Raw genomic sequence first — 24,887 nt, forward strand, 5'->3', positions numbered from 1 at the left:
GCGCCGTGGAGACCGCAACATCGCCGAAGTTGTCAGCTCGCGGGAGGTTCGTGGGTGGGGGTGGGGGTGGGGGTGGGGGTGGGGGTGGGGGTGTGGAGGGCGGTGAGGATGGCCTCGGCGGTACGCCGGCCGACGCCGGGGACCTCGGTGATCTCCTCGACGGTGGCGGCCGAGAGGCGTTTCAGCGAGCCGAAGTGACGCAGCAGCGCCTTGCGGCGTACCTCGCCCAGGCCGGGGACGTTGTCCAACGCCGAGGTGGTCATCCGCTTGGAGCGGCGCTGCCGGTGGAAGGTGATGGCGAAGCGGTGCGCCTCGTCGCGTACCCGTTGCAGCAGGTAGAGCCCCTCGGAGGCGCGCGGCAGGATGACCGGGAAGTCGTCGTCGGGCAGCCAGACCTCCTCCAGCCGCTTGGCCAACCCGCACAGCGCCACGTCGTCGATGCCCAGCTCGGCGAGGGCCTGCGCGGCGGCGGCCACCTGCGGCGCTCCGCCGTCGACCACCACCAGCTGCGGCGGGTACGCGAACCTGCGCGGCCGACCGGTGGTCGGGTCGACAAGCGCCCCGATCCGCGGCTCGTCGCTGCCGTCGACGACGCCTGCGTCACCGTCGTCCGCGTTGACGACGGCCGGCGTGGTGCCGGAAACGTCGGTTCCGGCGACGGCGTCAGCGGGGATGCGGTCCACGGCGGCCGAGTCAATGGCGGCGGTGTCCCCGGGGACGCGGCCCACGGCGGCGAGGTCGGCGGCGGCGCGGTCAACGGCGGCGGACTCGACGCCCGCCTCACCGGTCTCGGCGCGGGCGTCGAGGTAGCGGGCGAAGCGGCGACGCAGCACCTCGGACATCGCCGAGAGGTCGTCGGTGGCACCACGGATGATGAAGCGGCGGTACTCGCTCTTGCGGGGCAGCCCGTCCTCGAAGACGACCATGCTCGCCACCACGTCGGTGCCCTGGATCTGCGAGATGTCGAAGCACTCGATGCGCAGCGGCGCCGTCCGCAGACCGAGTGCCTCGGTGATCTCGTCGAGGGCCTTGCTGCGGGTGGTCAGATCACCGGCCCGCTTGAGCTTGTGCCGGGCCAGGGCGTCCTTGGCGTTGCGCTCCACCGTCTCCATCAGGGCCCGCTTGTCGCCGCGCTGCGGCACCCGCAGCGTCACCCGGGCGCCGCGGTGGGTGGAGAGCCAGTCGGCCAGGGCCTCGGCGTCGGCGGGCAGCTCGGGTACCAGCAGCTCCCGTGGCACGTCGGCCTCGCCGTGTTCGCCGCCGTAGACCTGGGTGCAGAAGTGGTGGACCAGGTCGCCCTTGGTCAACTCCTCGGTCTTCTCCACCACCCAGCCGCGCTGGCCGCGTACCCGGCCGCCGCGAACGTGGAAGACCTGGACCGCGGCTTCGAGCGGGTCGTCGGCGAAGGACACCACGTCGGCGTCGGTGCCGTCGCCGAGCACCACTGTCTGCTTCTCCATCGCCCGGCGCAGCGCGGCGACGTCGTCGCGCAGCCGGGCCGCCCGCTCGAACTCCAACTGCTCGCTGGCCTCGGTCATCTCGCGTTCCAGCTTGCGGACCATGGTGTCGGTGCGCCCGGCCATGAAGTCGCAGAAGTCGTCGACGATCTCGCGATGCCGCTCGGCGGAGACGCTGCCGACGCAGGGGGCCGAGCACTTGCCGATGTATCCGAGCAGGCACGGGCGACCGACCTGGCCGGCCCGCTTGAACACCCCGGCGGAGCAGGTGCGGGCCGGGAAGACGCGCAGCAGCAGGTCGAGCGTCTCGCGGATCGCCCAGGCGTGTGAGTACGGCCCGAAGTAGCGCACCCCCTTGCGCTTGGCGCCGCGCATCACCTGGAGCCGTGGGTACTCCTCGTCGAGGGTCACCGCCAGGTAGGGGTAGGACTTGTCGTCGCGGTACCGGACGTTGAACCTCGGGTCGTGCTGCTTGATCCAGAGGTATTCGAGCTGGAGCGCCTCGACCTCGGTGGCCACGGTGACCCAGTCGACCGCCTCGGCGGTGGTGACCATCTGCTGGGTGCGCTGGTGCAGCCCCCACAGGTCGGCGAAGTAGGAGTTGAGTCGACTGCGCAGGTTCTTCGCCTTGCCTACGTAGATCACCCGGCCGGTGCCGTCGTAGAAGCGGTACACCCCCGGTGCCTCGGGAATCGTGCCCGGCGCGGGACGGTAGGTCGACGGATCAGCCACACTCCGAGATTAGTCGCCGCCCCCGACAGCCCGGATCATCCCCTGATGCCCGTTCTTCCCGTGGCGGGGCGGCAGCACGCGACGCACTTATCGACTTCCCTCCAATATTGAGCGGGGCGGCCCACCATCCAGTAACCGAATGTTCTTCATGTAATGATCCCGTCCGATGGCCCCCGTCCACGCCGAGGCGATCCGGACCCTCGACGCCTGGTGGCCGCTGCTGGTCCGGGGCATGTTCCGGGAACCGCTCGGCGCGCGCCGTCGACAGCGACCTGGGCACCCGGTGGGCCAGTTCCTGGTCGGACAACCAGTGGCTGCGGGTGGACCTCGGGTCCATACGGCAGGTCGGTCGGGTGGTCCTGACCTGGGAGGCGGCCTTCGACCGGCTCAGGCCAGCGCGATCTGGTCGCCGTCGACCTTGATGTTCTTGGCCGGCAGCGGCGTGGTCGCTGGGCCGGCCGTGACGGAGCCGTCCTCGATGGAGAACCTGCTGCCGTGGCAGGTGCAGTTGATGGTGCCGCCGTCGACGTTCGACACCGGGCAGCCCTGATGGGTGCAGACCGGATCGAATCCCTTGAAGTCGCCCGCGGTGGGCTGGGTGATCACCACGCCCTGGGCGGCGAAGACCGCGCCGCCGCCGACCGGGATGTCCGTCGTCCGGGCCAGTGACTGGGCGCCCTCACGATCGCCACCACCGGCGTCGCCGGTGTTGGTGATCTGCGGGCCAGGGCTGGGTGCCGCGCCGCCGTCGCCGTCCTGACCGCCGTCGCCGTCCGCACCGCCGCAGGCGGCCAGGACCACCGCCACGCCGACCGCTCCCGCGCCCGTGAGCACGGCCCGGCGGGTACGCACTCCGGGCCCGGCCGGCGCCTGCCCGTCGCTCATGTCAGCGCTGCCCTGCGGCTCGCTCATGCCTCGCCCTCCGTCGCTCACTCCGGTGCATGATGTGTCGCTACTCTCCCTGCACGCACCACTCTGCCCGGCGGTTCACCCGATCGGCCACCCGGACCCGCCGCCCGCCGACGGGCCTGCCGTCCGGCCGGATCGGCCCGTCAGCGCGCGGCGGCGGTGGCCTTGCGGCCGCCCCGACCCCGGCCACCGTTGGCCTTCGCCGCCCGGGCGGTGGCCGACACGGCGCCCTTGGCCGTGCCGTCGAGCTTGAGGACGGTACGCAGGAACTGCCCGGTGTGACTCTCGGCGACCTCGGCGACCTCCTCCGGGCTGCCGGTGGCGAGCACGGTGCCGCCCCGGTGACCGCCCTCGGGGCCCATATCGATCAACCAGTCCGCGCTCTTGACCACATCCAGGTTGTGCTCGATCGTGATCACCGTGTTGCCCTTGTCGACCAGGCCCTCCAGCACCAGCAGCAGCTTGCGGATGTCCTCGAAGTGCAGGCCGGTGGTCGGCTCGTCGAGCACGTAGACCGTCCGCCCGGTCGAGCGCTTCTGCAACTCCGAGGCGAGCTTGACCCGCTGCGCCTCGCCACCGGAGAGGGTCGGCGCGGGCTGCCCCAGCCGTACGTAGCCCAGACCCACGTCGACGAGCGTCTTGAGGTGCCGGTGGATGGCCGGAATGGCGGAGAAGAACTCGGCCGCCTCCTCGATCGGCATCTCCAGCACGTCGGAGACGGTCTTGCCCTTGTAGTGCACCTCCAGGGTCTCCCGGTTGTACCGGGCGCCCTTGCAGACCTCGCACGGCACGTACACGTCGGGCAGGAAGTTCATCTCGATCTTGATGGTGCCGTCACCGGAGCACGCCTCGCAGCGACCGCCCTTGACGTTGAAGGAGAACCGGCCGGGGCCGTACCCCCGGACCTTGGCCTCGGCGGTCTCGGCGAACAGCTTGCGCACATGGTCCCAGACGCCGGTGTAGGTGGCCGGGTTGGATCGCGGGGTGCGGCCGATCGGCGACTGGTCGACGCCGACGACCTTGTCGACGTGCTCCAGGCCGGAAACCCGGGTGTGCCGGCCCGGCACCAGCCGCGCGCCGTTGATCTGGTTGGCCAGGACCGCGTAGAGAATGTCGTTGACCAGGGTCGACTTCCCCGAGCCGCTGACCCCGGTGACGGCGATCAGCTGGCCGAGCGGGAAGCTCACGGTCAGGTTGCGCAGGTTGTGCTCGCGGGCCCCGTGCACGACCAACTCCCGCCCGGAAGCCTGCGGGCGGCGTCCCCTGGGCGTCGGGATCTCCCGGCGACCGGCAAGGTACGCCCCGGTCAGCGACTCGGGATTCTCCAGCAGCGCCGGCACCGAGCCGCTGTGCACGATCCGACCGCCGTGCTCCCCCGCGCCGGGACCGATGTCGACGATCCAGTCGGCGGTGCGGATGGTGTCCTCGTCGTGCTCGACCACGATCAGCGTGTTACCCAGGCCACGCAGACGCATCAGCGTCTCGATCAGCCGGTGATTGTCCCGCTGATGCAGGCCGATCGACGGCTCGTCGAGCACGTAGAGCACGCCGACCAGGCCGGAACCGATCTGGGTGGCCAACCGGATACGCTGCGCCTCACCGCCGGAGAGGGTGCCGGCCGGACGGTCCAGGGAGAGGTAGTCCAGCCCGACGTCGAGCAGGAAGCGCAGCCGGGCGTTGATCTCCTTGAGCACCCGCTCGGCGATCAGCTTCTGCCGGTCGGTCAACTCGATGCCGGCCAGCAGGTCGGCGCACTCACCGACGGACAGGTTGCACACCTCGGCGATGCTGCGCCCGGCCAGGGTGACCGCGAGCACCTCGGGCTTGAGCCGGGCACCCCCGCAGGCCGCGCAGGGCACGTCGCGCATGTAACCCTCGTACTTCTCCCGCGACCACTCGCTCTCGGTGTCGGAGTGCCGGCGCTCGATCCACTGCACCACGCCCTCGAAACCGGTGTAGTACGAGCGCTCCCGGCCGTACTTGTTGCGGTAACGCACGTGCACCTGGTCGTCGGAGCCGTGCAGGATCGTCTTCTGCGCTCGCGACGGCAGCGCCCGCCACGGGGTGTCGACGTCGAAGTGCTCGGCCTCGCCGAGCGCCTCCAGCAGGCGGAGGAAGTATTCCAGGTTGTGCCCGGTCGCCCAGGGCTGGATCGCGCCCTCGCGCAGGCTGCGTTCCGGGTCGGGGACGACCAGTTCCGGATCGACCTCCTTCTTGGTGCCCAGGCCGGTGCACTCCGGGCAGGCGCCGTAGGGCGCGTTGAAGGAGAAGACCCGGGGTTCCAGGTCCTCGATGGCGAGGGGGTGATCGTTGGGGCAGGCCAGATGCTCGGAGTAGCGCCGCTCCCGGTCGGGGTCACCCTCGGCCAGGTCGACGAAGTCGAGCAGGACCAGACCACCGGAGAGGCCCAGGGCCGCCTCGACCGAGTCGGTCAACCGCTGCTTGGCGCTGGGCTTGACGCTGAGCCGGTCGATCACCACCTCGATGGTGTGCTTCTCCTGCTTCTTCAGCTTCGGCGGGTCGGTGAGCTGGTGCACCACCCCGTCGACCCGGGCCCGGGCGTACCCCTTGGCCTGGAGCTCGGCGAACAGGTCGACGTACTCGCCCTTGCGCCCGCGCACCACCGGCGCGAGCACCATGAAGCGGGTGCCCTCGGCCATGGCGAGGACCCGGTCGACGATCTGCTGCGGGCTCTGCTTGGAGATCCGTTCGCCGCAGACCGGGCAGTGCGGCTCCCCGACGCGGGCGAAGAGCAGCCGCAGGTAGTCGTAGACCTCGGTGATCGTCCCGACGGTGGAGCGGGGGTTGCGCGAGGTGGACTTCTGGTCGATGGAGACGGCCGGGCTCAGACCCTCGATGAAGTCGACGTCCGGCTTGTCCATCTGGCCGAGGAACTGCCGGGCGTACGACGACAGCGACTCGACGTAACGCCGCTGCCCCTCGGCGAAGATCGTGTCGAAGGCCAGGCTCGACTTGCCCGACCCGGACAGCCCGGTGAACACGATCAGGGCGTCCCGGGGCAGGTCGAGGCTGACGTCGCGCAGGTTGTGCTCGCGCGCGCCACGAATGATCAAACGGTCGGCCACGGTCCGTGTACTCCCGGGTGAGAATGAAGAGGAAGATCTGTCCGCTTTTGAGGTGACCCCAGCGGTTGTGTCAGCGCGGAGAGTGCGCCCCGGCAACTGTAGACCCGACCCCCGACAACTTCCCCCATCCACACATCCCACCCCGCCCCACCCCGCCCCCACCCCAGCTGCGCCGAGCATGCAGTTGTGGCATGCACCAAAGCGGTCAAATCACTCGTACCGACGACCAGAACTGCATGATCGCGAACCGGGTGGGGTGGGTGGTTAGTGGGAGGTGCGGCGGGTGGTGCGGGACACACGGGTGGCGCGGCGACGGGTCTCGTGGGCGATCTCCCGTCGCAGCCGACGCCAGCTCTCGTAGCGGCGGGCGGTCAGCGCACCGGCATCCAGCGCCGCACGCACCGCGCAGCCGGGTTCGGCCTCGTGCCCGCAGTCGCCGTACCGGCAGCCGGCGGCCAGCTCGGCGATGTCGGCGAAGGCGCGGTCGAGCCCGGTCGCGCCGTCGAGCAGGCCGACGGCCCGGACCCCGGGCGTGTCCACCACGGCGCCGCCGCCCGGCAGCGGCACCAGCGACCGCCAGGTGGTGGTGTGCCGACCCCTGCCGTCGACCCGACGAATCGCCTGGGTGGGCATCACCACCGCCGAGACGAGCGCGTTGACCAGGCTGGACTTGCCGGCGCCGGAGGGTCCGAGCAGGCCGAGGGTGCGGCCGGGGCCGACCTCGGCGCGCAACGGCTCCAGCCCGGCGCCGTGCTCGGCGCTGACCGGCAGCACCGGCACGCCCGGGGCGAGAGCCGCGAGCTGACGCGCCACCGCTGCCGGATCGGCCGCCAGGTCGGTCTTGGTCAGCACCACCAGCGGCCGGGCACCCGACTCGTGGACCAGGGAGAGCAGCCGCTCGATCCGGGCGGCATCCGGCGCCGGGTGCACCGGCTCGACCACGGCGGCCACGTCCAGGTTGGCGGCCAGCAGTTGGCCGCTGGCGTCCTTGCCGGCGGTGCGCCGGATCAACGCGGTACGCCGGGGCAGCACCGCCTCCACCGTCACCCGCCCATCGGGCCAGGCGCACAGCAGCACCCAGTCGCCGACGCCAGGCAGCCGGGTCGCGTCGCCGACGGCGGCGGCCAGCACGGTCCCGCCGGTCGAGGCGCGCACCGGCCCGTCGTCGGTGAGCACGGTGCAGACGCCGCGGTCGACGCGGGCCACCCGGCCGGGGCGCTGACCGGTACGGATACGTCGCAGATGGGCCGCCCGGTCGGTGTCCCAGCCCAGGGCGGTCAGCGAGATGGTCATGGCTCCTCGTTCAGTGTCGGCGCGGGTGATACATGGGTGCGGTGACCGGCATGACCACCACCTCCTCCGCTCCGGCGTCACGCACGAACCTGGTCGACCTCCCCGGTGAGACCGGGCCGCGAGGCAGCAGACAAGGCGGCTACGTCCCGGACCCGGGTTCGAGGGGGTCGCTGGCACAGACGGTAGGTCGCACCGTGCCACGCCGGAAGTGAATTCCCCGGCGACGCGGTGGGCGCGGGGCCGCTAGGGTCAGCACCGTGACGATGGATCCGCTGCTGCTGACCGGCGACGTGGAGGACGCCACGGCCCGCCTGCTGCGGACCGCCGCCACCTTCGACGCCGCCGACCTCGCGGCGCCGTCCCTGCTGCCCGGGTGGACCCGAGGGCACGTGCTCGCCCACGTGTGCCGCAACGCCGACGGCTTCGTCAACCTGCTCACCTCGGCCCGCACCGGCGAGCCGATCCCGATGTACGCCAGCACCGCCGCCCGGACCGCCGACATCGAGGCGGGGGCCCCGCGTAGCCCGGAGGAACAGCTGGACGACCTGCGGCGCAGCGCGGACCGGTTCGCCGAGGCCGTCGCCGCCATGCCGGTGCCGGCGTGGGCTGCCACCGTCGAGACCCGACACGGCTCGCGGCCGGCGGCCCTGCTCGTCTGGGGTCGGCTGCGGGAGCTGGAGATCCACCACGTCGACCTGGCGGCCGGCTACCGGCCCACGGACTGGTCACCGGACTTCGGTCACCGGTTGCTGCACGAGGTCGCCAGCGGCTTCGCCGACCGGAGCGACGTACCGGCGATGGTGCTGCGCTTCGACGGCAGCAGCCACGAACTGGTGCTCGGCGACCGGGCACAGGCACCGGTCGTCGCCGGTCCGGCGGCCGAACTCGCCGCATGGCTGACCGGCCGCGACCCCGGCACCACCCTGACCGTCACCCCCGACGGGCAGTTGCCACACCCGCCCGAATGGATCTAGGAAGCCATGACCTACAGCGGAGAAGTCACCCCCGGCGGCCCGCCGGCGGTACGCGAACTCGACCGGCTGACCATCACCAAGGTGTCGGTCGGACCGATGGACAACAACGCGTACCTGCTGCGTTGCGGCAGCACCGGCGAACAGGTGCTGATCGACGCCGCGAACGAGGCGCCCCGCCTGCTGGAACTGATCGGCGACGCCGGGATCACCGCGGTGGTGACCACCCATCGGCACATGGACCACTGGGTGGGTCTGGAAGAGGTGGTGGCCAAGACCGGCGCCCGCGCGCTGGCGCACGCCGACGACGCGGACGGGCTGCCGATCGAGGCGCAGACCCTCACCGAGGGCGATGTCGTGCCGGTCGGCGACTGCGCCCTGGAGGTCATCCACCTCAGGGGACACACCCCGGGCTCGGTGGCGCTGCTCTACCGCGACCCCGCCGGCGTGCCGCACCTCTTCACCGGCGACAGTCTCTTCCCCGGTGGGGTCGGCAACACCGACCAGGATCCGCAGCGGTTCGCCGCGCTGATCGACGATGTCGAGCGCAAGCTGTTCGACCGGCTGCCGGACGAGACCTGGTTCTACCCCGGGCACGGCCGGGACTCGACGCTCGGCGCGGAGCGCCCCCACCTGGCTGAGTGGCGCGCCCGCGGCTGGTGACCCTCGCGCCGGTCAGGGAGCGATGCGCAGGCGTCGGATCTGGTTGTCGTCGTAGTCCTCGAAGCGGTACCGCAGGCCGGCGAAGGGGCTGCCGGGAAAGTCGCCGGTGATGGTGGCGGTGACCACCGTCCCCTCCGGCGTCTGCGCCACGTCGGTGATCTCGTACGACACCAGCGGCACCTCCTGCCGCCAGGCCCGGATCTCGGCGAGGCCCGCGTAGGTCCTGTCCTCGTCCTCGACCACGGCGTCGGGGGCGAAGAGCGCGAAGTAGGCGTCGCTGTCGGCCTCGCCGGCGAGCGCGAAGTAGCGACCAATGAGTGGCGGTGCGGCGCTCATGGCGGAACTCCCCACGGAAGCGTCGTGCAGCTCTGCGGACCTGCACGATCCTGCCGCACGGTTGCGACGGCCGCCCTCGGTTCGATCAGTTCCAGGACCGCCCGGCCGCGTTCGCCGGACCTGACCAGCCGGGTCAGCGGGTGACCGCGCGCAACCGTCGCCGGGTGCCGAGCAACACCAGGGCCGCCAACAGCAGTCCGCCGGCCGTGGTCACCAGCAGTGGACTCGCGCCGGCGGGCAGCAGCCCGGCCAGTGTCCGCGACGCGGTGCCCACCACCAGGTAGAGGCCGGCCCATCCGGCCGCGCCCAGCGCCGCGAATCCGAGAAACCGTCGGTACGACATGTGCAACCCGCCCGCGGCCAGCGGCAGCAGCGCGTTGAACACCGGCAGGAAGGGCGCGATCAGCACCAGTCGGCCGCCGTCGCGGCGCAGGATGGCCTCCGCGGCCACCCACCTCGCCTCGCCGACCCACCCGCCGAAGCGGCTGTGCCGCAGCCGGCCGCCCCACCGCCGGCCGACGAGAAAACTCAGTGACCAACCGGTGAGGCATCCGGTGACCACGGCGACGAAGGTCGCCACCCCGGTGGCGGGGCTACCCACCGCCACTACCGCGAGCACCGCCACGTCACCGGGCACGAGAACCCCGAACAGCGGCACCGCGTCGAAGAGCATGACCACCCCGAGCACCACCATCAGCACCACCAGGGGCAGCTCTCCGACCTGGGCCAGCTGGTCCGCCATGCCTCGTACGCTAGGACCTGGCCGCCACCGTGGGCATCGGCTTTCCTCCCCATCCTCGGGATGCCGCCGGTCGTGTCGGCGCCATCCGCTCCATCACCTGAGGCGCTTCGCCCGGCAAATCCGCTATTCACCGGTTACTGTCGGGAAGGTATTGGGCGATCACCGGCGCGCAAGCCAGCGGTCGCCCGCATGGAACAGGGAGAGAGTACGCATGGCAACCGGCACCGTGAAGTGGTTCAACTCCGAAAAGGGCTTCGGCTTCCTCGAGCAGGACGGCGGAGGGCCCGACGTCTTCGTCCACTACTCGGCCATCCAGTCCAGCGGTTACCGCGAGCTGACCGAGGGCCAGAAGGTCGAGTTCGACGTGACCCAGGGGCAGAAGGGCCCACAGGCGGACAACGTCCGCCCGCTCTGACTCGTACGGTCCGACGGGGCTGATCGCACGGCGGTGAGTGGCGGCCGGCACCGGCCGCCACTCGTCGGGGCGTCGCCTCAGGCCGCCAGCCTGCGACTCAGCTCGCTGACGACCTGCTGCGCCACGGTGGGCGGGATCGCCGCCGCGATCTCCTCCGGCGTGAGACCGGCCAGCACCCCGGTGACGATCGCCTGCTCGTCGGTGAAGTCCCGGTTCATCAGCGATTCCAACGTGCTCTGCAGCGCGGTGAGTTGGGTGCCGATGGTGCGCAGTGTCGGGTGGGAGACCCGGAAGTCGGGATCTTTGTGATCCTCGCCCATCGCCATCCGGGTGTAGATCTGCCCGACCGGGTTGCGTCCGTCCAGGACGGTGAGGTTGCGGTGGACGGTCCTGAGCCAGTTGTGTTCCTCGGGTGTCATGTCGTTCTTCCCCTCCTCGGAGTTCAGCAGTCCGATCGCGGTCAGGTAGCGACGGAACAGCGGCCGCTGGTCGCGGTTCGCCTTGATCGAGTCCCGGAAGAAGCTGAAATGGGTGTGCCACAGGTGGGACCGGCCGCCGGTGCTACGGCGACCGAGCCGGTCCCAGCGCCGGACCACCTTGCCGTCCGGCGAATAGATGATCTCGCGGATGTCACGGGTGTCCGGGGCGTTGGCGGCGCACTGCGCCACGCACCAGGTCGAGAACGTGAACAGGGTGTGGGTACGGCCACCGGAGTTGAGCCGGAACGTCCCCACGTCCAGGGCGGCCGCGTCCAGGGTGAGGCCGTTGCGGTCGCGGGGCGACTCGACCACCGAGTAGTCGTTGGTGACGACCCGGTCCGACCCGCAGTGGTAGCCCCCTCGATGGTTGGCGTCGCCGACGATGCCGACCTCGTTCGGTTCGAGGTCGTCGTCTCGACTGCGGTTGGGATCGCGGTTGAGGTGCGCAAGCAACAGACTACGAACGGCGAGCAGATTTGCCGGGGCCCGCGTCATTGATCCCCCTTCGCTTGTGTTGGGGACCAGGCGCGACGGTGACACCGCGTGCGCGGTGGATACTCACCGGCGAGCCCGGCCAATCGGGTGCACGGCGCCGGGCGTGACACCACGATAGCTCGGGCAATCGGAGAATGCCCAGCTCAGAGGCGCTTCGATTCAGCTTGGAGAAGGCTGAGAGGCAGAGTGGACGACCGGTAGGACCACTGCGGACGGATGATCCGGGTCGTGCAGGATCTCCCGAAATCCACCACGGAGCGTGACAGCCGCGCCGAGGGGTTCGCCGGTGCCGGGGTTGCGCGCGTAGCGGGGATGTGCCCCGCCGGAGACCTGCAACCGCAGTCGGTGCCCGGTGGCGAAGCGGTGGGCGGTGGGCCACATCTCGACCGGCACCGTGACGGCGCCGGTGTCGTCGGCGGGAAACCGCTGCGGATCGAGTCGGACCAGCCCGTCGCAGATGTTCCACGAGCGTCCCCGCTCGTCCACGTCGCACAGTCGCACGAACACGTCCAGGTGCGTCAGCTCGCTGCGCAGGTGGATCTCGGCGCGTACCGGCCCGATCACCTCGATGCCGGCGGCCAACGGCTCGCTGGTCCAGGTCAACACGTCGGGCCTGGCCTCGACCGGGCGGTTGTCGAATGGTCCGGCCCGCTGGGCCACCAGCAGTGGACCGCCGAGCGACGGTGTCGGGTCTGCCGGGTCGTACCAGAACCCGTCCGGCGGCGACGGCACCGGGTCCCCGGGGCTCAGGGCCGCCCCCGGCTGCAGGTGCCACCGCACGGCGTCGGCGGGCGGCGGCCAGTCGGGCAGGTCACGCCAGCCGCCACCGACGCCACCGACGTGCACCCGCACGGAGGTGTCGGGCGGGTGGACGGCACCTGCTGCCCGCCGATCACCGGCCTGGTCGTCGGACAGGTGGAGGTCGAGCCAGCTCAGTCCCTCACGCAGGGCGGCGATGAACAGCCCGGGGCTGCCATGCGTCCACGGCCCGATCACCAGACGCGGACGGGCACCGGTGGCCCGCAGCGTCGTGTAGTCGCGCAGTTGGGCCGGCAGGAAGATGTCGTGCCAGCCGCTGACCATCGCCACCGGGGAGCTGACCAGGTGAAGTCGGTCGTCAAAGACCCGACTGCGCCAATAGTCGGCCAGTGGGGTGTGGTGCCGCAGCCACTCCTGGAAGAACGGCACGGTCACCCCGGTGGCGACCCGGTCGGCCTCGATCAACGGAAGGTGCGACAGGGCGGCGGTCAGCTTCGGCTGGCCACGCTTGAGCTCCCACTGACGGGCCAGCCACGGGACGGTCTGCGCCTGGAGCAGCTCGGCCCAGGTCAGCACCGTGTCCAGGGCGAACGACTCCCCGGCGTAGGTTGAGTCGCGGGTGGTCGAGGCGGTGGCGACCGCGACCATCGCGCGCAACTGCGGGCCCGCGTCCGCCGCCAGGGCCCACTGTACGAACCCCTGGTAGCTGGCGCCGAACATGCCGAACGCGCCGGTCCACCACGGCTGCCGGCGCAGCCAGTCGAGTGTGTCCAGGCCGTCGTCGCGTTCGTGCACGAACGGCTCGAACGCACCGCCGGAGCCGCCGGTGCCCCGGCAGGACTGGATCACCACGTGGAATCCCTGCTCGGCGGCGAGTCGGCAGAGCAGCCGCATCGGTCCGGCCCGGCCGTACGGGGTTCGGATCAGCACGGTGGGCGCGGTGGGCAGGTCGGGCGCGTAGTGGTCGGTGCGCAGCGTCACTCCGTCGCGTACCCGCAGCGCGACGTCCCGGGTGACGGTGACCCGTCGGGTCCGCGCCGGGGGCAGTCGCAGGGCGGCGGCGGCGAGCCCGGCCGCCAGACGATCAAGCACGACTCACTCCGACCGGCGTCGGTGTGGCTCGGTCCGGGCGGCACGGACCTCGTCCCGGTGCTCCCTCAGCGAGGCTCCCATCGCCGTCACGAACCGGTACACCACCTCCAGCTCATCGTCACGGAAGCCGGCCATCACCCGGTCGGTGCGCTCGCCCAGCGGCCGGAAGAAGCCCATCGCCAGCTCGGCGCCGCGTTGGGCGTAGCGCAGCAGCACCTTGCGTCGGTCCATGGTGGCCCGGTCACGGCGCAGATGCCCGGCGCGTTCCAGCCGGTCGATCAGGGCGGTGACCGAGCCGGAGGAGAGCCCGAGGTGCTCGCCGAGCCGGCCGGGAGTGATCGGATCGCCGAGCAGCTCGGCGTCCATCACGGCGATCAGTGCCTGCAGGTCGGTGGCGTTGAGGCCGTGCTGGCCGGCGAAGGCGTGTCCGACGTGCTGCGCGTCCACGCCGTAGCGCCGCAGCTCAGCCGTGATCTCGGCGATCAGCACGTCCCGGCGTGTGTCGCGCCTGCGGTACATACCGTGAGCTGCCACCTGCCGCCGCTTCCTCCCGAGGTCCGGGCTCGCAGCATAACCCGAGCCGAAGTCTCGTCTCGGCCGTCGAGATTCTCTGCCGTCACACTGTTGCAGTGTATTTCTTGATAGGCGAGAATCTCGACAGTCTAGATACTTTGTCGACTGGGGGTCGTCCTCGATGTCCGTGTTCACCCGGGTGGCGGGCGGTCGCCTGAGCGCCTTGTCCACCATCCTCGCGGCGTTGGCCGTGGGCACGGCTGTCTTCTGGTTGCCCGCCCCCGACAACCCGGCGCCCGTCTCCGCCACCGGCCTGTCCGACCGTTGGCAGTCCACCCAGGTCGAGCGGTTGCAGGAGGAACTGCCCGCCAGCGACGTCCAGCCGGCCATCGTCGTGGTCACCCGCGATGACGGCGCGTCGCTGACCGAGGGCGACCGCACCGCCGTCACCAGCGGCACCGGCACCCTCGGTGGCTTCACCGTCGGCGGCCAGGTCTCCCCGCCGCAGCTGTCTCCCGACGGCACGGTGGCCCTGGTCGCCGTGCCGTTGAGCACCGAGGGCGGTCAGGAAGCGGTGGCCGCCACCGTGGCCGAGGTTCGGGATGCGCTGACCGCCCTACCGGCCGAACTGACCGTCGAGGTGACCGGCGCGCCGGCCTTCACCGCCGACCTCACCAAGGTCTTCGAGGGCGCCGACACCACCCTGCTCGCCGTCACCGCCGCGGTCGTCGCGCTGCTGCTGCTCGTCACCTACCGCAGTCCGCTGCTGTGGATGGTGCCGCTGGCCGTGGTGGCCGCCACCGAACAGGTGGCGCTGCGGGCCCTCGACACGGTCATCCCCGCCGTCGGCATCAACTACGCCGGCGGCGCTGTCAGCGGCATCGCCAGCGTCCTCGTCTTCGGCGCCGCCACCAACTACGCCCTGCTGCTGATCGCCCGCTACCGGGAGGAGCTACGCCGGGAAGCGGATCGCTTCGCGGCCATGCGGGCTGCGCTGCGCCGCACCGCCGAACCGATCCTCGCCAGCGGCGGCACCGTCATGCTCGGGGTGCTCACCCTGCTGCTCAGCGAGCGGGAACTCAACCGGGCCCTCGCCGTCGCCTGCGCCACCGGCATCCTGCTGGCCATGGCATCGGCGCTGCTCCTGCTGCCGGCCGCGCTGGTGCTACTCGGGCGGCGCCTGTTCTGGCCGTTCGTACCGCACGTCGGCAGCGAAGGTCGGGAGGGCCGGGTCTGGGGTCGACTCGGTGCCGCCGTGATCCGCCGCCCGGTTCCCGTCGCGGCACTGGCCACGCTGCTGCTGGCCGCACTCGCCCTGGGCGGCCTCGGCCTGCGGACCGGGCTGTCGGAGACCGAGCAGTTCCGGGTACAGCCGGAAGCGGTCGCCGGGGCACAGACCCTGGCAAGCGCCTTCCCTGCCGGCACCACCCAGCCGGTCGCGGTGATGACCCGACCCGACACCGTACCGGCGGTCACCGCGGCCGCCACCGAGGTGCCCGGGGTCGCCTCCGCCCGTCCCGGCACCGCCGGCCCCACCGTCGCCCAGGTCGACGTGGTGCTCGACGCCGAACCGGGCACCACCGCCTCCGACCGGACGCTGGAGGCCCTGCGGGACGCGGTCGCCGCCGTACCGGACTCCGCGCCGCCCGCCCCGGCGGGCGGCGACACCCCGACCGGCGCCATCGTCGGCGGCAGCGTGGCCGGCACGTACGACGCGTCGGCCGCCGACGCCGAGGACCTGCGCGTCATCCTGCCGCTGATCCTGCTGCTGGTCGGCGCCGTGCTGATCCTGCTGCTACGCGGCCTGGTCGCCCCGGTGCTGCTGGTGGTCACCGTCGTCGCGTCGTACTTCGCCAGCCTCGGCGGCGCCTGGCTGCTCTTCGACCACGTGCTCGGCTTCCCCGCACTGGACACCACCGTGCCGCTGCTCGCCTTCGTCTTCCTGGTGGCGCTCGGCGTGGACTACAACATCTTCCTGGTCACCCGCGCCCGCGAGGATGCCCGCACCGTCGGCACCCGGCAGGGCATGCTCTCCGCGCTGCGGGTCACCGGCGGCGTCATCACCAGCGCCGGCATCCTGCTGGCCGCTGTCTTCGCCGTCCTCGGCGTGCTACCTCTGATCACCCTGACCCAGATCGGGATCATCGTCTGCCTCGGCGTCCTGCTGGACACCCTCCTGGTCCGCACGGTCGTCGTCCCGGCCCTGGCGTTCGTGCTCGGGGAACGCTTCTGGTGGCCCGGCCGGATCGGCGACGGTCAGAACCCGAGGCAGACGCACTCCGTCATCAACGCCCGGACGTTGCGCACGTAGCTCGCGTTGGGGATGTTCAGCGGCTCATTCTCCGGGGCCACCTCGCCGTGCCCGTAGTTGTACGCGGCGATGACCGCGTTCAACAGGCACGAGTCAAGCTCGGCGGTGCACAGGTCGGCGTCGAGCCGGTAGTCGGCGTCGAAGTACATGTCACCGATGTACTTGGTCAGCCAGGCCAGGAAGGTGCCGCCGAGGTAGGCGTTGTCCCGGTAGTCCCACACGTCGTAGCTCTGCCCGAAACGCTGGTTCATCCAGGCTGCGGTTTCCGGCATCACCTGCATCAGGCCGATGCCCTTGTCGCAGGCCACGATGTTGGACTGCCAACCGCTCTCCTGCCACGCCGTCGCCTTGATCAGATTCAGCGGAACGCGGATGTCCGGCGCCGACGTCGGCCAGTACGTGCGCCCGGCCGCGTCGGTCAACGCCGCCTTGACCTTTGCGCGGCTGGCCTGATCGCCCTTGTAGCTGGGCTTGCAGTCGCCGCTTGAGGGCGGCTTCGGCGGATCCGGCGGCACCTCCGTCTCCGTCGGCGGCTTCGGCACCGCCCGCGGAGCGGTGGCCGTGGTGCGCTTCGGCTTCGCGCTCCGCTTCGCCGCCGACGGAGACGCGCTGGCGCTGGGTGTGGCCTTCGGCGCGGCGCCCATCGCCTCCGCTGCCGACGGTGTCGCCGACGCCTCCTCCGGCGCCGGCGAGCCGGTGGGCTCCCCCGCGGCGTCCGGCAACTCCTCCGGAAGTGCGACCGGAGCCGGCACCTCCGCCGCGGGAGTGTCCACCTTGGCACACCCACCGCCGATGAGCAGCAGCATCGCGGCGACCACCGCGACACCCCACCGTGCGACGCCGCGTCCCATGTCGACCTCCTCTGGCGCTGACGAACTCGCCGCACACTAACAGCTACCGCCCGTCGCGCGTGGCCCCGCGACCGCCGCCGGGATCCCGGCGCCCGCCTCACCCGGCGGCGGACGTACCGCCGGTCACCGCACGGTCCCGGGTGGCCCAGGCGACCATGAACACCGCCGTCCAGGCGGCACCGAGCAGCACCGCGCCCACCGTGCCGCTGGCCGTGCTCAGCCCCAGGTACAGCCGGGCACCGCCGATGGTGACCACGCCGACCGCCGCCACCGTCCACGCGGCCACCGCCACCGGCCAACGGGCACCTCGCGACAGCAACCACGCCAGCGTGCACAGGCTCGCCGTCACCACCACGTTCTGCGTGGAGAACAGGACCACCCGCCCACCGGCGGCCAGGTCCGCCACGGCCGCCAGCACCACCAGCGGCACGAAGGCACCCACCGTGCCGACCACACTGAGCAGGTCCGCCCGCCAGGGTCGCTGCCGCCATGCCTGCACCAGGGCCACCACCGCCACCATCACGATCAGCGACGAGCCACGCAGCAGCGACACCGCCGCCTGGGTCGCTTCCACCGCATCGGGTGTACGCCGCGCCGCGAACCAGCCCGCGATCGCCCCGTCGACCAGGGCCAACCCACTGTGCCGGACCACCACCCGCAGGACCCACGCGATCACCAGCGCCACCACGAACAGCAGCACCACCCCGACGGCCAGGTTCGCCAGCAACGCCCACGCCGGCCCGAGGCGCAGGCTCAGCAGGAAGAACAGCAGTCCGTAACGGGCCGACAGCCACCGCAGCGGCGGCAGCCGGGCCGCCCGGGTCAGCAACGCCCGGGCCGGATCGGGGTTCCGGCCCAGCCAGCGACCGGCCAGCACCACCGCGACCAGCGCGGCCAGCAGCACCAGCACCGCCCCGGTGGCCCGGCCCAGCAGCCGGGAGACCGTCTCGTACGACTCTCCGGCCAGCTGCCCGACCAGCACCGAGGCAACCACCCAGGTGCTCACCCCGGCCAGGTTCCACGGCGCGAACCGGCGGTACGGCATGCCGGCCGCACCGGCCAGTCGGGGCACCAGCGTGCGGGCGAACGCCACCCAGCGGGCGGTCAGCACACCTCGCCCACCCATCCGGTCGAGCATCGCGTCGGCTCGGGCCCAGCGCTCCGGCCCCACCCGGGCACCCCACCTGCTGGCCCGCAGCCGGGGCCCGTAGCGCCGGCCGGCACGGAACGCCAACGCGTCCCCCAGCGCGGCGGCGGCGATCATCGCCAGCAACGCCGGTCCGAATCGCACCGTGCCGGTGTACGTGAGGAAGCCCACCAGCAGCAGGGTCGCCTCACCGGGCGCGACCAGACCGATGATCAGGGCCGTCTCGGCGGCCACGATCAGCGCCGCCACCACATAGATCAGCCACGGTGGCAGGCTCTGCACCGAACTGAGCAGATCGTGCACGGCGCCCCCGGATCACCTCGGCAGAACTGCCCTGCAAGTGTGACAGTCCCCTCCGTCACCGTGCCGCCCCGCTCTCCGGTGACCCCGACGCCACGCGGCTACCGCGCAGGCGGGAGGATGGAGCTCATGCAGCTTCGCACGGACCTCCGCAACGTCGCCATCATCGCCCACGTCGACCACGGCAAGACCACCCTGGTCGACGCCATGCTGCGGCAGTCCGGCGCCTACGGCGCCCGGGGCGAGGTGACCGAGCGGGTGATGGACTCGATGGACCTGGAACGGGAGAAGGGCATCACCATCCTGGCCAAGAACACCGGCGTGCGCTACCTGCCCGCCGACGGCTCGGACCCGGTCACCATCAACATCATCGACACCCCCGGTCACGCCGACTTCGGCGGCGAGGTCGAGCGTGGCCTGACCATGGTCGACGGGGTGGTGCTCCTGGTCGACGCCAGCGAAGGGCCGCTGCCGCAGACCCGGTTCGTGCTCCGCAAGGCCCTCAAGGCCCGGATGCCGATCATCCTGGTGATCAACAAGGTGGACCGCCCGGACGCCCGGATCAAGGAGGTCGTCGACGACACCTACGAACTCTTCCTCGACCTCGACGCCGACGAGGAGCAGATCGACTTCCCGATCGTCTACGCCTGCGCCCGCGACGGCATCGCCTCGCTGACCCAGCCCGCCGACGGTTCGGTGCCGGACGACAGCCAGAGCCTGGAGCCGCTGTTCCGCGCCCTGCTGGACACCATCCCGCCGCCCGCGTACGACGAGAACGCCCCGCTGCAGGCGCACGTCACCAACCTCGACGCCTCCCCGTTCCTCGGCCGCCTCGCGCTGTGCCGGGTGCGGCAGGGCACCATCGCCAAGGGCCAGTCGGTGGCCTGGTGCCGCACTGACGGCAGCACCCAGCGGGTCCGCATCTCCGAGCTGCTGATGACCGAGGGTCTGGAGCGCAAGCCCGCGAACAGTGCCGGCCCGGGCGACATCATCGCGGTCGCCGGCATCCCCGAGATCATGATCGGCGAAACCCTCGCCGACGCCGAGAACCCGGTCCCGCTACCGCTGATCACCGTCGACGAGCCGGCGATCTCCATGACCCTCGGCACCAACAACTCGCCCCTGGTCGGCCGGGTCAAGGGCGCCAAGGTCACCGCCCGGATGGTCAAGGACCGCCTGGACAAGGAACTCGTCGGCAACGTGTCGCTGCGGGTGCTGCCCACCGAGCGACCGGACGCCTGGGAGGTGCAGGGCCGCGGCGAGCTCGCCCTGGCCATCCTGGTGGAGCAGATGCGCCGCGAGTCCTACGAGCTGACCGTCGGCAAACCCCAGGTGGTCACCCGGGAGATCGACGGGCGCACCTGCGAACCGGTGGAACGGCTCACCATCGACGCGCCCGACGAGTACCTCGGCGCGATCACCCAGCTGCTGGCCACCCGCAAGGGCCGGATGGAGCAGCTGGTCAACCACGGCACCGGCTGGATCCGGATGGAGTGGCTGGTACCGGCCCGTGGACTGATCGGCTTCCGCACCGAGTTCCTCACCGAGACCCGGGGCACCGGCATCCTGCACCACGTCTTCGAGTCGTACGAGCCGTGGTTCGGCGAGCTGCGGACCCGCAACAACGGCTCGCTGGTCGCCGACCGCTCCGGCGCCGCCACCGCGTTCGCCATGATGAACCTCCAGGAGCGCGGCACGCTCTTCGTCGAGCCCGGCACCGAGGTGTACGAGGGCATGATCGTCGGGGAGAACTCCCGCTCCGACGACATGGACGTCAACATCACCAAGGAGAAGAAGCTCACCAACATGCGCTCCTCCACCTCCGAGGAGACCGAGAAGCTGATTCCGCCGCGCAAGCTGTCACTGGAGCAGGCGCTGGAGTTCTGCCGCGAGGACGAGTGCGTCGAGGTCACCCCGGCCGCCGTGCGCATCCGCAAGGTCGTGCTCGACCAGACCCAGCGGGCCCGCACCGCAGCCCGCCGCAAGCACGCCGGCTGAGGCGACCGATGGCCGCAGCCGATCTCCACGCGCGGCTGGACCGGGAGCCCGGCACCATCTCGGTGTACGCGGGGCACCTCGGTGCCCCACCCACCTGGACCCGGTACGCCGAGGCCACCCACTACGCGGCGAGCACGATGAAACTGGCCGTGCTCGCCGCCCTGCACCGCGCCGCCGAGGCCGGCCAGCTCGACCTGGACGCCCCGGTCGAGGTGGTCAACCGGTTCACCTCCGCCCGGCCGGACGCCCCGCCGTACTCCTGCCGCCGTGCGTACGACAACGACGGGGCCGTGTGGGACCGCCTCGGCGGGCGGGCGTCGCTGCGCTGGCTGGCCGAACGGATGATCGTCCGCTCCAGCAACCTCGCCACCAACCTGGTCATCCAACACGTCGGCCTGCCCGCGGTGGCCGAGGTCTGGCGGCTGGCCGGCGCTCGGCACAGCGTCACCGGGCGCGGCATCGAGGACTTCGCCGCCCGCGAGGCCCAGATCACCAACCTGGTCACCGCCGCCGATCTGGCCGCGCTGCTCGGTGCCGTCGCCACCGGCGCGAGCCGACCCGGCCCGATCGCCGCACCGGCCGGCTGCGCCGCCATGCTGGACGTGCTCTGCGCCCAGCAGATCCGTCAGGACATCGCCGAAGGGCTGCCCGCCGACGTCCGGCTCGCCCACAAGAACGGCTGGGTACGCGGCGTACGGCACGGCGCTGCGGTGGTCTACCCCGCCGACGCCGAGCCCTATGTGCTCGTCGTCTGCACCACATTCGGCGACGACCAGACCGACCCTCGGGCCGACGTCGACGCCAACCAGTTGGTGGCCGACATCTCCCGTGCGGTGTGGCAGGCCCGCCACGACCTCACCACGCTCAGTCCAGCAGGTTCTCCCGCAGCGCCGCCACCGTCTCCTCGGTGACCCCCAGGCCGTCGCGCAGGTACGCCCCGAACGACCCGTGCACCTGCCGCACCTGTGCGTACGCGGCGTCGAGGTACTCCGGGCGTACCTCCAGCACCGGCCGGACCGCCGTCTCGTCGAGCCCCGGGTGACGCTGCCGCATCGCATCGACCAGCACCCCGCGCAGGCTCTCCGTCAACGGGTTGTGGGCCAGGTAGTCCGCTCGGATCGCGGCCTCGTCCACCCCGAGGGCGTGCAGCAGCACCGCGGTCAGCCAACCGGTGCGGTCCTTGCCCGCCGAGCAGTGGTAGATCAGCGGCAGGTTACGCCCGTCGGCCGCCAGCCGGACGGCCGCGGCGAATCCCTCCCGGGCCGAGGCCCCGGTGACGAACCAGCGGTAGATCGCGGCCATCGCCGCCGGTGTCCCCTGCCGCGCCAACTCCGCGTACTCGCTCAGGTCGTGGCCGAGCAGCACGGCCGAGACGTACGTGAAGACCGGATGCGCCGGGTCGTGCACCGGCAGGTGCACCACGGTCGGCTCGCCGGTCAGCCGGTCCGGTGGCGCCACCGACACCTCCGACTCGGCGCGGAGGTCCACCACGCAGGCCGGTTCGAGCTTCGCCAACACCGGCAGGTCGTCGTCGGTCAGCCGGCCCAACGCCGGCGTACGGATCAGCCGTCCGGGTCGTACCCGCCGACCCCCGGCACCGATCAGTCCACCGAGGTCCCGCGCGTTGGGCGCGCCGACGAGGGTCCAGTCCGATGCGTTCGCTCGCTCACTGATCATGTCGCCCCCTCCCGTTCAGGGTGCCGTACCCGATGATCGGTGCGACAGACACCCACCGCTCAGCGGCGGGACGCGGCCAGCTCGCGTCGCCGGTCCCGCGAGGACCTGATCAGGCTCGCCGCCGTGGCCGCCGCGAGGGTGCCCAGAATGATCAACAGCGACAGCCAGATCGGAATGTGCGGCGCCCACCCGACGTGTTCGCCGCCGTTGATGAACCCCAGATTGTTCTCCGCCAGCGCCTCCAGGATCAGCTTGACCCCGATGAAGGCGAGCACCACCGCGAGCCCGTGGCTCAGGTAGATCAACCGGTCGAGCAGCCCGCCGAGCAGGAAGTAGAGCTGCCGCAGCCCCATCAGTGCGAACACGTTGGCGGTGAAGACGAGGTACGGCTCCTGGGTGATTCCGAAGATCGCCGGAATCGAGTCGAGCGCGAAGATCAGATCGGTTGTTCCGATGGCGATCATGACGATGAGCATCGGCGTGAACATCCGCCGGCCGTCTTCCCGTGCGGTCAGCCGCGCGCTCTCGTAGCTCCGGGAGATGGGCAGCGCCCGCCGACTCCAGCGGATGAGGATGTTCTCGGTGAACTCCTCCTCGCTCGACTCACCGTGCCGGGCCAGGTTGATCGCGGTGTAGATCAGGAACGCCCCGAAGATGTAGAAGACCCAGGTGAACTGCGAGATCAACGCCGCACCCGCGGCGATGAAACCACCCCGCATGACGAGCGCGAGAACGATGCCGATGAGCAGCACCTTCTGCTGGTACTGCCGGGGCACCGCGAAGCGGGCCATGATGATCACGAACACGAACAGGTTGTCCACCGAGAGGCTGTACTCGGTCAGCCAGCCGGTGTAGAACTGCCCCGCCACGCTCGCCCCGGCGGTGAGCCACAGTCCGCCACCGAACAGCAGGGCCAACCCGACGTAGAAGGCGACCCAGAGGCTCGACTCCCGCACGCTCGGCTCATGCGGCCGGCGCCCGATGATGAGCAGGTCCGCCACGAGGACCGTGATCAGGGCCGTGAGCGTCGCCACCCACACCAGTCCGGACACGTTCACAGTCTCATTCCTCCGGTCGCCACCGAGCAACCGGCACACGGTACGCCCTGCCGGGCGAGACGGCCGCCCCACCCCCGCTGGGCATCCTAGGAGGATGGGTTACCGGGTGCGGTAGCCCGGCGCAGACGACGACGGACGAAAGGCCGGCCAGCCGGCACGGGTCCGGCAGCGATGTGGCAGGCTGCCCGCATGGTCCTTGAGGTAGCGCTCATCGATGTCATCCCCGGCCACGAGGAGGCGTTCGCCGCCGCGTACGCCCAAGGGCACCCGTTGCTCGCCGACACGCCCGGCTGCCGCTCGGTACGCATGACCCGGGGCCTGGAGTCACCCTCCCGCTTCGTGCTGCTGGTCGAGTGGGACTCGATCGAGGCGCACGAGCAGAACTTCCGGGCCACCGAGCGTTTCGCCGGCTGGCGGGAGCTGATCGGTCCGCACTTCGCCGCGCCGCCGCGGGTCGAACACTTCGTCGACGTACCCGCCTGACCGGCCTCGAATCATCACGCGCCGAACCGAGAAAGTGTCACACCGTCCACCTATCGTGCGTCTCGCGTCGGCACCGGCCCCGGCGGCTTCGGGGGTGCCGGGCCCGGTGCCGACGCGACGACCGTGCACGCACCTGCCGACCCGGCGGCAGGTGCGGTGCGTCATCGGTCGAGCCGGCGGGACAGCAGCCGCACCGTCTCCTCCGCCGGCAGCGCCGCCTCCAGCAGGCAGTCGGTCATCCGTTCGTACCGGTCGACGTCGATCGCGGTGGTCAGCCTCACATCCGTGGTCAATGCCTCCAACATCACCGTGCGCGGGTCCGCCGGGTCCGGAAAGGCGTAGCAGGAGAACGGGGTCAGCGGCAGCGGGCGCCCGCCCCCACCGACCCGCAGCAGCCGGATCGTCACATGCGGCAGGGCGGCCAGTTCGAGCAGGTGCCTCACCTGCTCGCACCACACCCCCACCGGGTCGTCCCCCGGCTCGCAGGCCAACTCGGTGACCAGCGCCGTGTAGCGGGGCGGTTCGACGCGACGCAGCACCGCCTGCCGGGCGGCGCGGGCCCGCAGGTCGGCCTCCGCGTCCACCGCCGGGTCGATGAGCTGACCGGCGACGATGCGCAGCCGGGCGTACGCCGGGGTCTGCAGCAGGCCGGGCACGATCACCGGCTGGTACTCCACGATGCCCGCCGCCCCGGCCTCGAGTTCGGCGTACGTGCGCTGCCGCTCGCTCATCTCCCCCAGCGACTTCCACCAGCCCCGACTGGTCGCCGCGTCCCGGGCGATGACGATCAGGGCGTCGCGCTGCAGCGACGGCACCTCGTAGACGTCGAGCAGGTCGAGCACGTCGGCCAGGTCGGGCCGGCTCTGCCCCAGCTCGATGCGGGACAGCTTGGAGGTGGACGCCCAACCGAGTCGCTCACACACCTGTTCCAGCGTCAGCGCCTCCCGTCGGCGTAGCTGACGCAACTCGGCGCCCAGTCGCGCACGTCGAATGACCGGACTCGTTGGCAACGGCATCCCTGCCTCCCCACCGAGGGAGAGTACGCAGGGCGATCACTTAGCGCAATAGTATGCTCGCATTCCGCTACCCTCCACCGTGGGATGTGGATGCTCCGCCTGGC

The 24,887-nt window shown here is 71.3% G+C and carries 21 protein-coding genes and 1 pseudogene; 8 read left to right on the forward strand and 14 right to left on the reverse strand.

Features of this window, described 5'->3' with window-relative positions; genetic code table 11:
- Window positions 1-32 precede the first annotated feature (32 nt).
- Window positions 33-2,189, reverse strand: a complete 2,157-nt coding sequence (gene uvrC / locus AC2CHE_RS08105; RefSeq protein WP_484504271.1) for an excinuclease ABC subunit UvrC — start codon at window positions 2,187-2,189, stop codon at window positions 33-35.
- Between the two features lie 254 nt (window positions 2,190-2,443).
- Here uvrC and AC2CHE_RS08110 point away from each other — a divergent pair.
- A pseudogene (locus AC2CHE_RS08110) lies at window positions 2,444-2,575 on the forward strand (discoidin domain-containing protein); the annotation flags it as partial.
- Window position 2,576: 1 nt separating this feature from the next.
- Here AC2CHE_RS08110 and AC2CHE_RS08115 read toward each other — a convergent pair.
- From AC2CHE_RS08115 to rsgA, 3 genes are all read right to left on the reverse strand, one after another.
- Window positions 2,577-3,074, reverse strand: coding sequence for a Rieske (2Fe-2S) protein (locus AC2CHE_RS08115; protein WP_484504323.1), 498 nt, complete (start codon window positions 3,072-3,074; stop codon window positions 2,577-2,579).
- A gap of 167 nt (window positions 3,075-3,241) precedes the next feature.
- A complete protein-coding gene (uvrA, locus tag AC2CHE_RS08120; RefSeq protein WP_484504272.1) occupies window positions 3,242-6,184 on the reverse strand; it encodes an excinuclease ABC subunit UvrA in 2,943 nt (980 codons plus the stop codon).
- 264 nt (window positions 6,185-6,448) lie between these two features.
- Entirely contained in the window at window positions 6,449-7,477 is a 1,029-nt protein-coding gene (gene rsgA, locus AC2CHE_RS08125; RefSeq protein ID WP_484504273.1) for a ribosome small subunit-dependent GTPase A, read from the reverse strand.
- Window positions 7,478-7,734: 257 nt separating this feature from the next.
- On the opposite strand from rsgA, the gene AC2CHE_RS08130 reads away from it, so the two are divergent.
- Window positions 7,735-8,451 (forward strand): maleylpyruvate isomerase family mycothiol-dependent enzyme, encoded by a 717-nt coding sequence (locus AC2CHE_RS08130; RefSeq protein ID WP_484504274.1) that lies wholly within the window; start codon window positions 7,735-7,737, stop codon window positions 8,449-8,451.
- 6 nt (window positions 8,452-8,457) lie between these two features.
- Window positions 8,458-9,111: an MBL fold metallo-hydrolase gene (locus AC2CHE_RS08135; RefSeq protein WP_484504275.1), complete on the forward strand. Its 654-nt coding sequence runs from the start codon at window positions 8,458-8,460 to the stop codon at window positions 9,109-9,111.
- Between the two features lie 12 nt (window positions 9,112-9,123).
- Here the strand turns inward: AC2CHE_RS08135 and AC2CHE_RS08140 are convergent, their stop codons facing one another.
- Window positions 9,124-9,447, reverse strand: coding sequence for a nuclear transport factor 2 family protein (locus AC2CHE_RS08140; protein WP_484504276.1), 324 nt, complete (start codon window positions 9,445-9,447; stop codon window positions 9,124-9,126).
- A 133-nt stretch (window positions 9,448-9,580) separates the two neighbouring features.
- Window positions 9,581-10,189, reverse strand: a complete 609-nt coding sequence (locus AC2CHE_RS08145; RefSeq protein ID WP_484504277.1) for a DedA family protein — start codon at window positions 10,187-10,189, stop codon at window positions 9,581-9,583.
- 211 nt (window positions 10,190-10,400) lie between these two features.
- On the opposite strand from AC2CHE_RS08145, the gene AC2CHE_RS08150 reads away from it, so the two are divergent.
- Window positions 10,401-10,604: a cold-shock protein gene (locus tag AC2CHE_RS08150; protein WP_484504278.1), complete on the forward strand. Its 204-nt coding sequence runs from the start codon at window positions 10,401-10,403 to the stop codon at window positions 10,602-10,604.
- 77 nt (window positions 10,605-10,681) lie between these two features.
- Here the strand turns inward: AC2CHE_RS08150 and AC2CHE_RS08155 are convergent, their stop codons facing one another.
- From AC2CHE_RS08155 to AC2CHE_RS08165, 3 genes are all read right to left on the reverse strand, one after another.
- Window positions 10,682-11,578 carry a hypothetical protein gene (locus tag AC2CHE_RS08155; RefSeq protein WP_484504279.1) on the reverse strand — a complete coding sequence of 299 codons (897 nt, stop codon included), beginning with the start codon at window positions 11,576-11,578 and terminating at the stop codon, window positions 10,682-10,684.
- Window positions 11,579-11,737: 159 nt separating this feature from the next.
- Window positions 11,738-13,429, reverse strand: a complete 1,692-nt coding sequence (locus tag AC2CHE_RS08160; protein WP_484504280.1) for a CocE/NonD family hydrolase — start codon at window positions 13,427-13,429, stop codon at window positions 11,738-11,740.
- Between the two features lie 3 nt (window positions 13,430-13,432).
- Window positions 13,433-13,948 (reverse strand): MarR family winged helix-turn-helix transcriptional regulator, encoded by a 516-nt coding sequence (locus AC2CHE_RS08165; protein WP_484504324.1) that lies wholly within the window; start codon window positions 13,946-13,948, stop codon window positions 13,433-13,435.
- Window positions 13,949-14,123: 175 nt separating this feature from the next.
- Here AC2CHE_RS08165 and AC2CHE_RS08170 point away from each other — a divergent pair, with 175 nt between their 5' ends.
- Window positions 14,124-16,253, forward strand: coding sequence for an MMPL family transporter (locus AC2CHE_RS08170; protein WP_484504281.1), 2,130 nt, complete (start codon window positions 14,124-14,126; stop codon window positions 16,251-16,253).
- Here the strand turns inward: AC2CHE_RS08170 and AC2CHE_RS08175 are convergent.
- On the reverse strand, window positions 16,199-17,104 hold the full coding sequence (locus tag AC2CHE_RS08175; RefSeq protein ID WP_484504282.1) for a transglycosylase SLT domain-containing protein: 906 nt from the start codon (window positions 17,102-17,104) through the stop codon (window positions 16,199-16,201). The two genes, AC2CHE_RS08170 and AC2CHE_RS08175, sit on opposite strands and share 55 nt — an antisense overlap.
- A gap of 97 nt (window positions 17,105-17,201) precedes the next feature.
- Window positions 17,202-18,554 carry a DedA family protein gene (locus AC2CHE_RS08180; protein WP_484504283.1) on the reverse strand — a complete coding sequence of 451 codons (1,353 nt, stop codon included), beginning with the start codon at window positions 18,552-18,554 and terminating at the stop codon, window positions 17,202-17,204.
- 126 nt (window positions 18,555-18,680) lie between these two features.
- Between AC2CHE_RS08180 and typA the strand changes: the two genes are divergently transcribed.
- Complete coding sequence (gene typA / locus AC2CHE_RS08185; protein ID WP_484504284.1) at window positions 18,681-20,549, forward strand: translational GTPase TypA; 1,869 nt, start codon at window positions 18,681-18,683, stop codon at window positions 20,547-20,549.
- A gap of 8 nt (window positions 20,550-20,557) precedes the next feature.
- Window positions 20,558-21,460 carry a serine hydrolase gene (locus tag AC2CHE_RS08190; RefSeq protein ID WP_484504285.1) on the forward strand — a complete coding sequence of 301 codons (903 nt, stop codon included), beginning with the start codon at window positions 20,558-20,560 and terminating at the stop codon, window positions 21,458-21,460.
- Here AC2CHE_RS08190 and AC2CHE_RS08195 read toward each other — a convergent pair.
- Window positions 21,414-22,226: a tyrosine-protein phosphatase gene (locus AC2CHE_RS08195; RefSeq protein ID WP_484504286.1), complete on the reverse strand. Its 813-nt coding sequence runs from the start codon at window positions 22,224-22,226 to the stop codon at window positions 21,414-21,416. The genes AC2CHE_RS08190 and AC2CHE_RS08195 overlap by 47 nt on opposite strands.
- A gap of 59 nt (window positions 22,227-22,285) precedes the next feature.
- Entirely contained in the window at window positions 22,286-23,284 is a 999-nt protein-coding gene (locus tag AC2CHE_RS08200) for a TerC family protein (protein ID WP_484504287.1), read from the reverse strand.
- A 189-nt stretch (window positions 23,285-23,473) separates the two neighbouring features.
- On the opposite strand from AC2CHE_RS08200, the gene AC2CHE_RS08205 reads away from it, so the two are divergent.
- Window positions 23,474-23,767, forward strand: a complete 294-nt coding sequence (locus AC2CHE_RS08205; protein WP_484504288.1) for an antibiotic biosynthesis monooxygenase family protein — start codon at window positions 23,474-23,476, stop codon at window positions 23,765-23,767.
- A 161-nt stretch (window positions 23,768-23,928) separates the two neighbouring features.
- Here the strand turns inward: AC2CHE_RS08205 and AC2CHE_RS08210 are convergent, their stop codons facing one another.
- A complete protein-coding gene (locus tag AC2CHE_RS08210; protein WP_484504289.1) occupies window positions 23,929-24,783 on the reverse strand; it encodes a helix-turn-helix domain-containing protein in 855 nt (284 codons plus the stop codon).
- Between the last annotated feature and the right edge of the window lie 104 nt (window positions 24,784-24,887).

The sequence above is a fragment of the Micromonospora sp. ATLC16 genome (assembly GCF_057196645.1).

Bases quoted from the DNA above. Each gene is read 5' to 3' on its own strand.
- AC2CHE_RS08165 (WP_484504324.1), bottom strand. From the start codon at position 13,948: ATGTACCGCAGGCGCGACACACGCCGGGACGTGCTGATCGCCGAGATC.
- AC2CHE_RS08155 (WP_484504279.1), bottom strand. From the start codon at position 11,578: ATGACGCGGGCCCCGGCAAATCTGCTCGCCGTTCGTAGTCTGTTGCTT.
- AC2CHE_RS08170 (WP_484504281.1), top strand. From the start codon at position 14,124: ATGTCCGTGTTCACCCGGGTGGCGGGCGGTCGCCTGAGCGCCTTGTCC.
- AC2CHE_RS08195 (WP_484504286.1), bottom strand. From the start codon at position 22,226: ATGATCAGTGAGCGAGCGAACGCATCGGACTGGACCCTCGTCGGCGCG.
- AC2CHE_RS08210 (WP_484504289.1), bottom strand. From the start codon at position 24,783: ATGCCGTTGCCAACGAGTCCGGTCATTCGACGTGCGCGACTGGGCGCC.
- AC2CHE_RS08190 (WP_484504285.1), top strand. From the start codon at position 20,558: ATGGCCGCAGCCGATCTCCACGCGCGGCTGGACCGGGAGCCCGGCACC.
- rsgA (WP_484504273.1), bottom strand. From the start codon at position 7,477: ATGACCATCTCGCTGACCGCCCTGGGCTGGGACACCGACCGGGCGGCC.
- typA (WP_484504284.1), top strand. From the start codon at position 18,681: ATGCAGCTTCGCACGGACCTCCGCAACGTCGCCATCATCGCCCACGTC.
- AC2CHE_RS08175 (WP_484504282.1), bottom strand. From the start codon at position 17,104: ATGGGACGCGGCGTCGCACGGTGGGGTGTCGCGGTGGTCGCCGCGATG.
- AC2CHE_RS08140 (WP_484504276.1), bottom strand. From the start codon at position 9,447: ATGAGCGCCGCACCGCCACTCATTGGTCGCTACTTCGCGCTCGCCGGC.
- AC2CHE_RS08135 (WP_484504275.1), top strand. From the start codon at position 8,458: ATGACCTACAGCGGAGAAGTCACCCCCGGCGGCCCGCCGGCGGTACGC.
- AC2CHE_RS08150 (WP_484504278.1), top strand. From the start codon at position 10,401: ATGGCAACCGGCACCGTGAAGTGGTTCAACTCCGAAAAGGGCTTCGGC.
- AC2CHE_RS08205 (WP_484504288.1), top strand. From the start codon at position 23,474: ATGGTCCTTGAGGTAGCGCTCATCGATGTCATCCCCGGCCACGAGGAG.
- AC2CHE_RS08145 (WP_484504277.1), bottom strand. From the start codon at position 10,189: ATGGCGGACCAGCTGGCCCAGGTCGGAGAGCTGCCCCTGGTGGTGCTG.
- AC2CHE_RS08115 (WP_484504323.1), bottom strand. From the start codon at position 3,074: ATGAGCGACGGGCAGGCGCCGGCCGGGCCCGGAGTGCGTACCCGCCGG.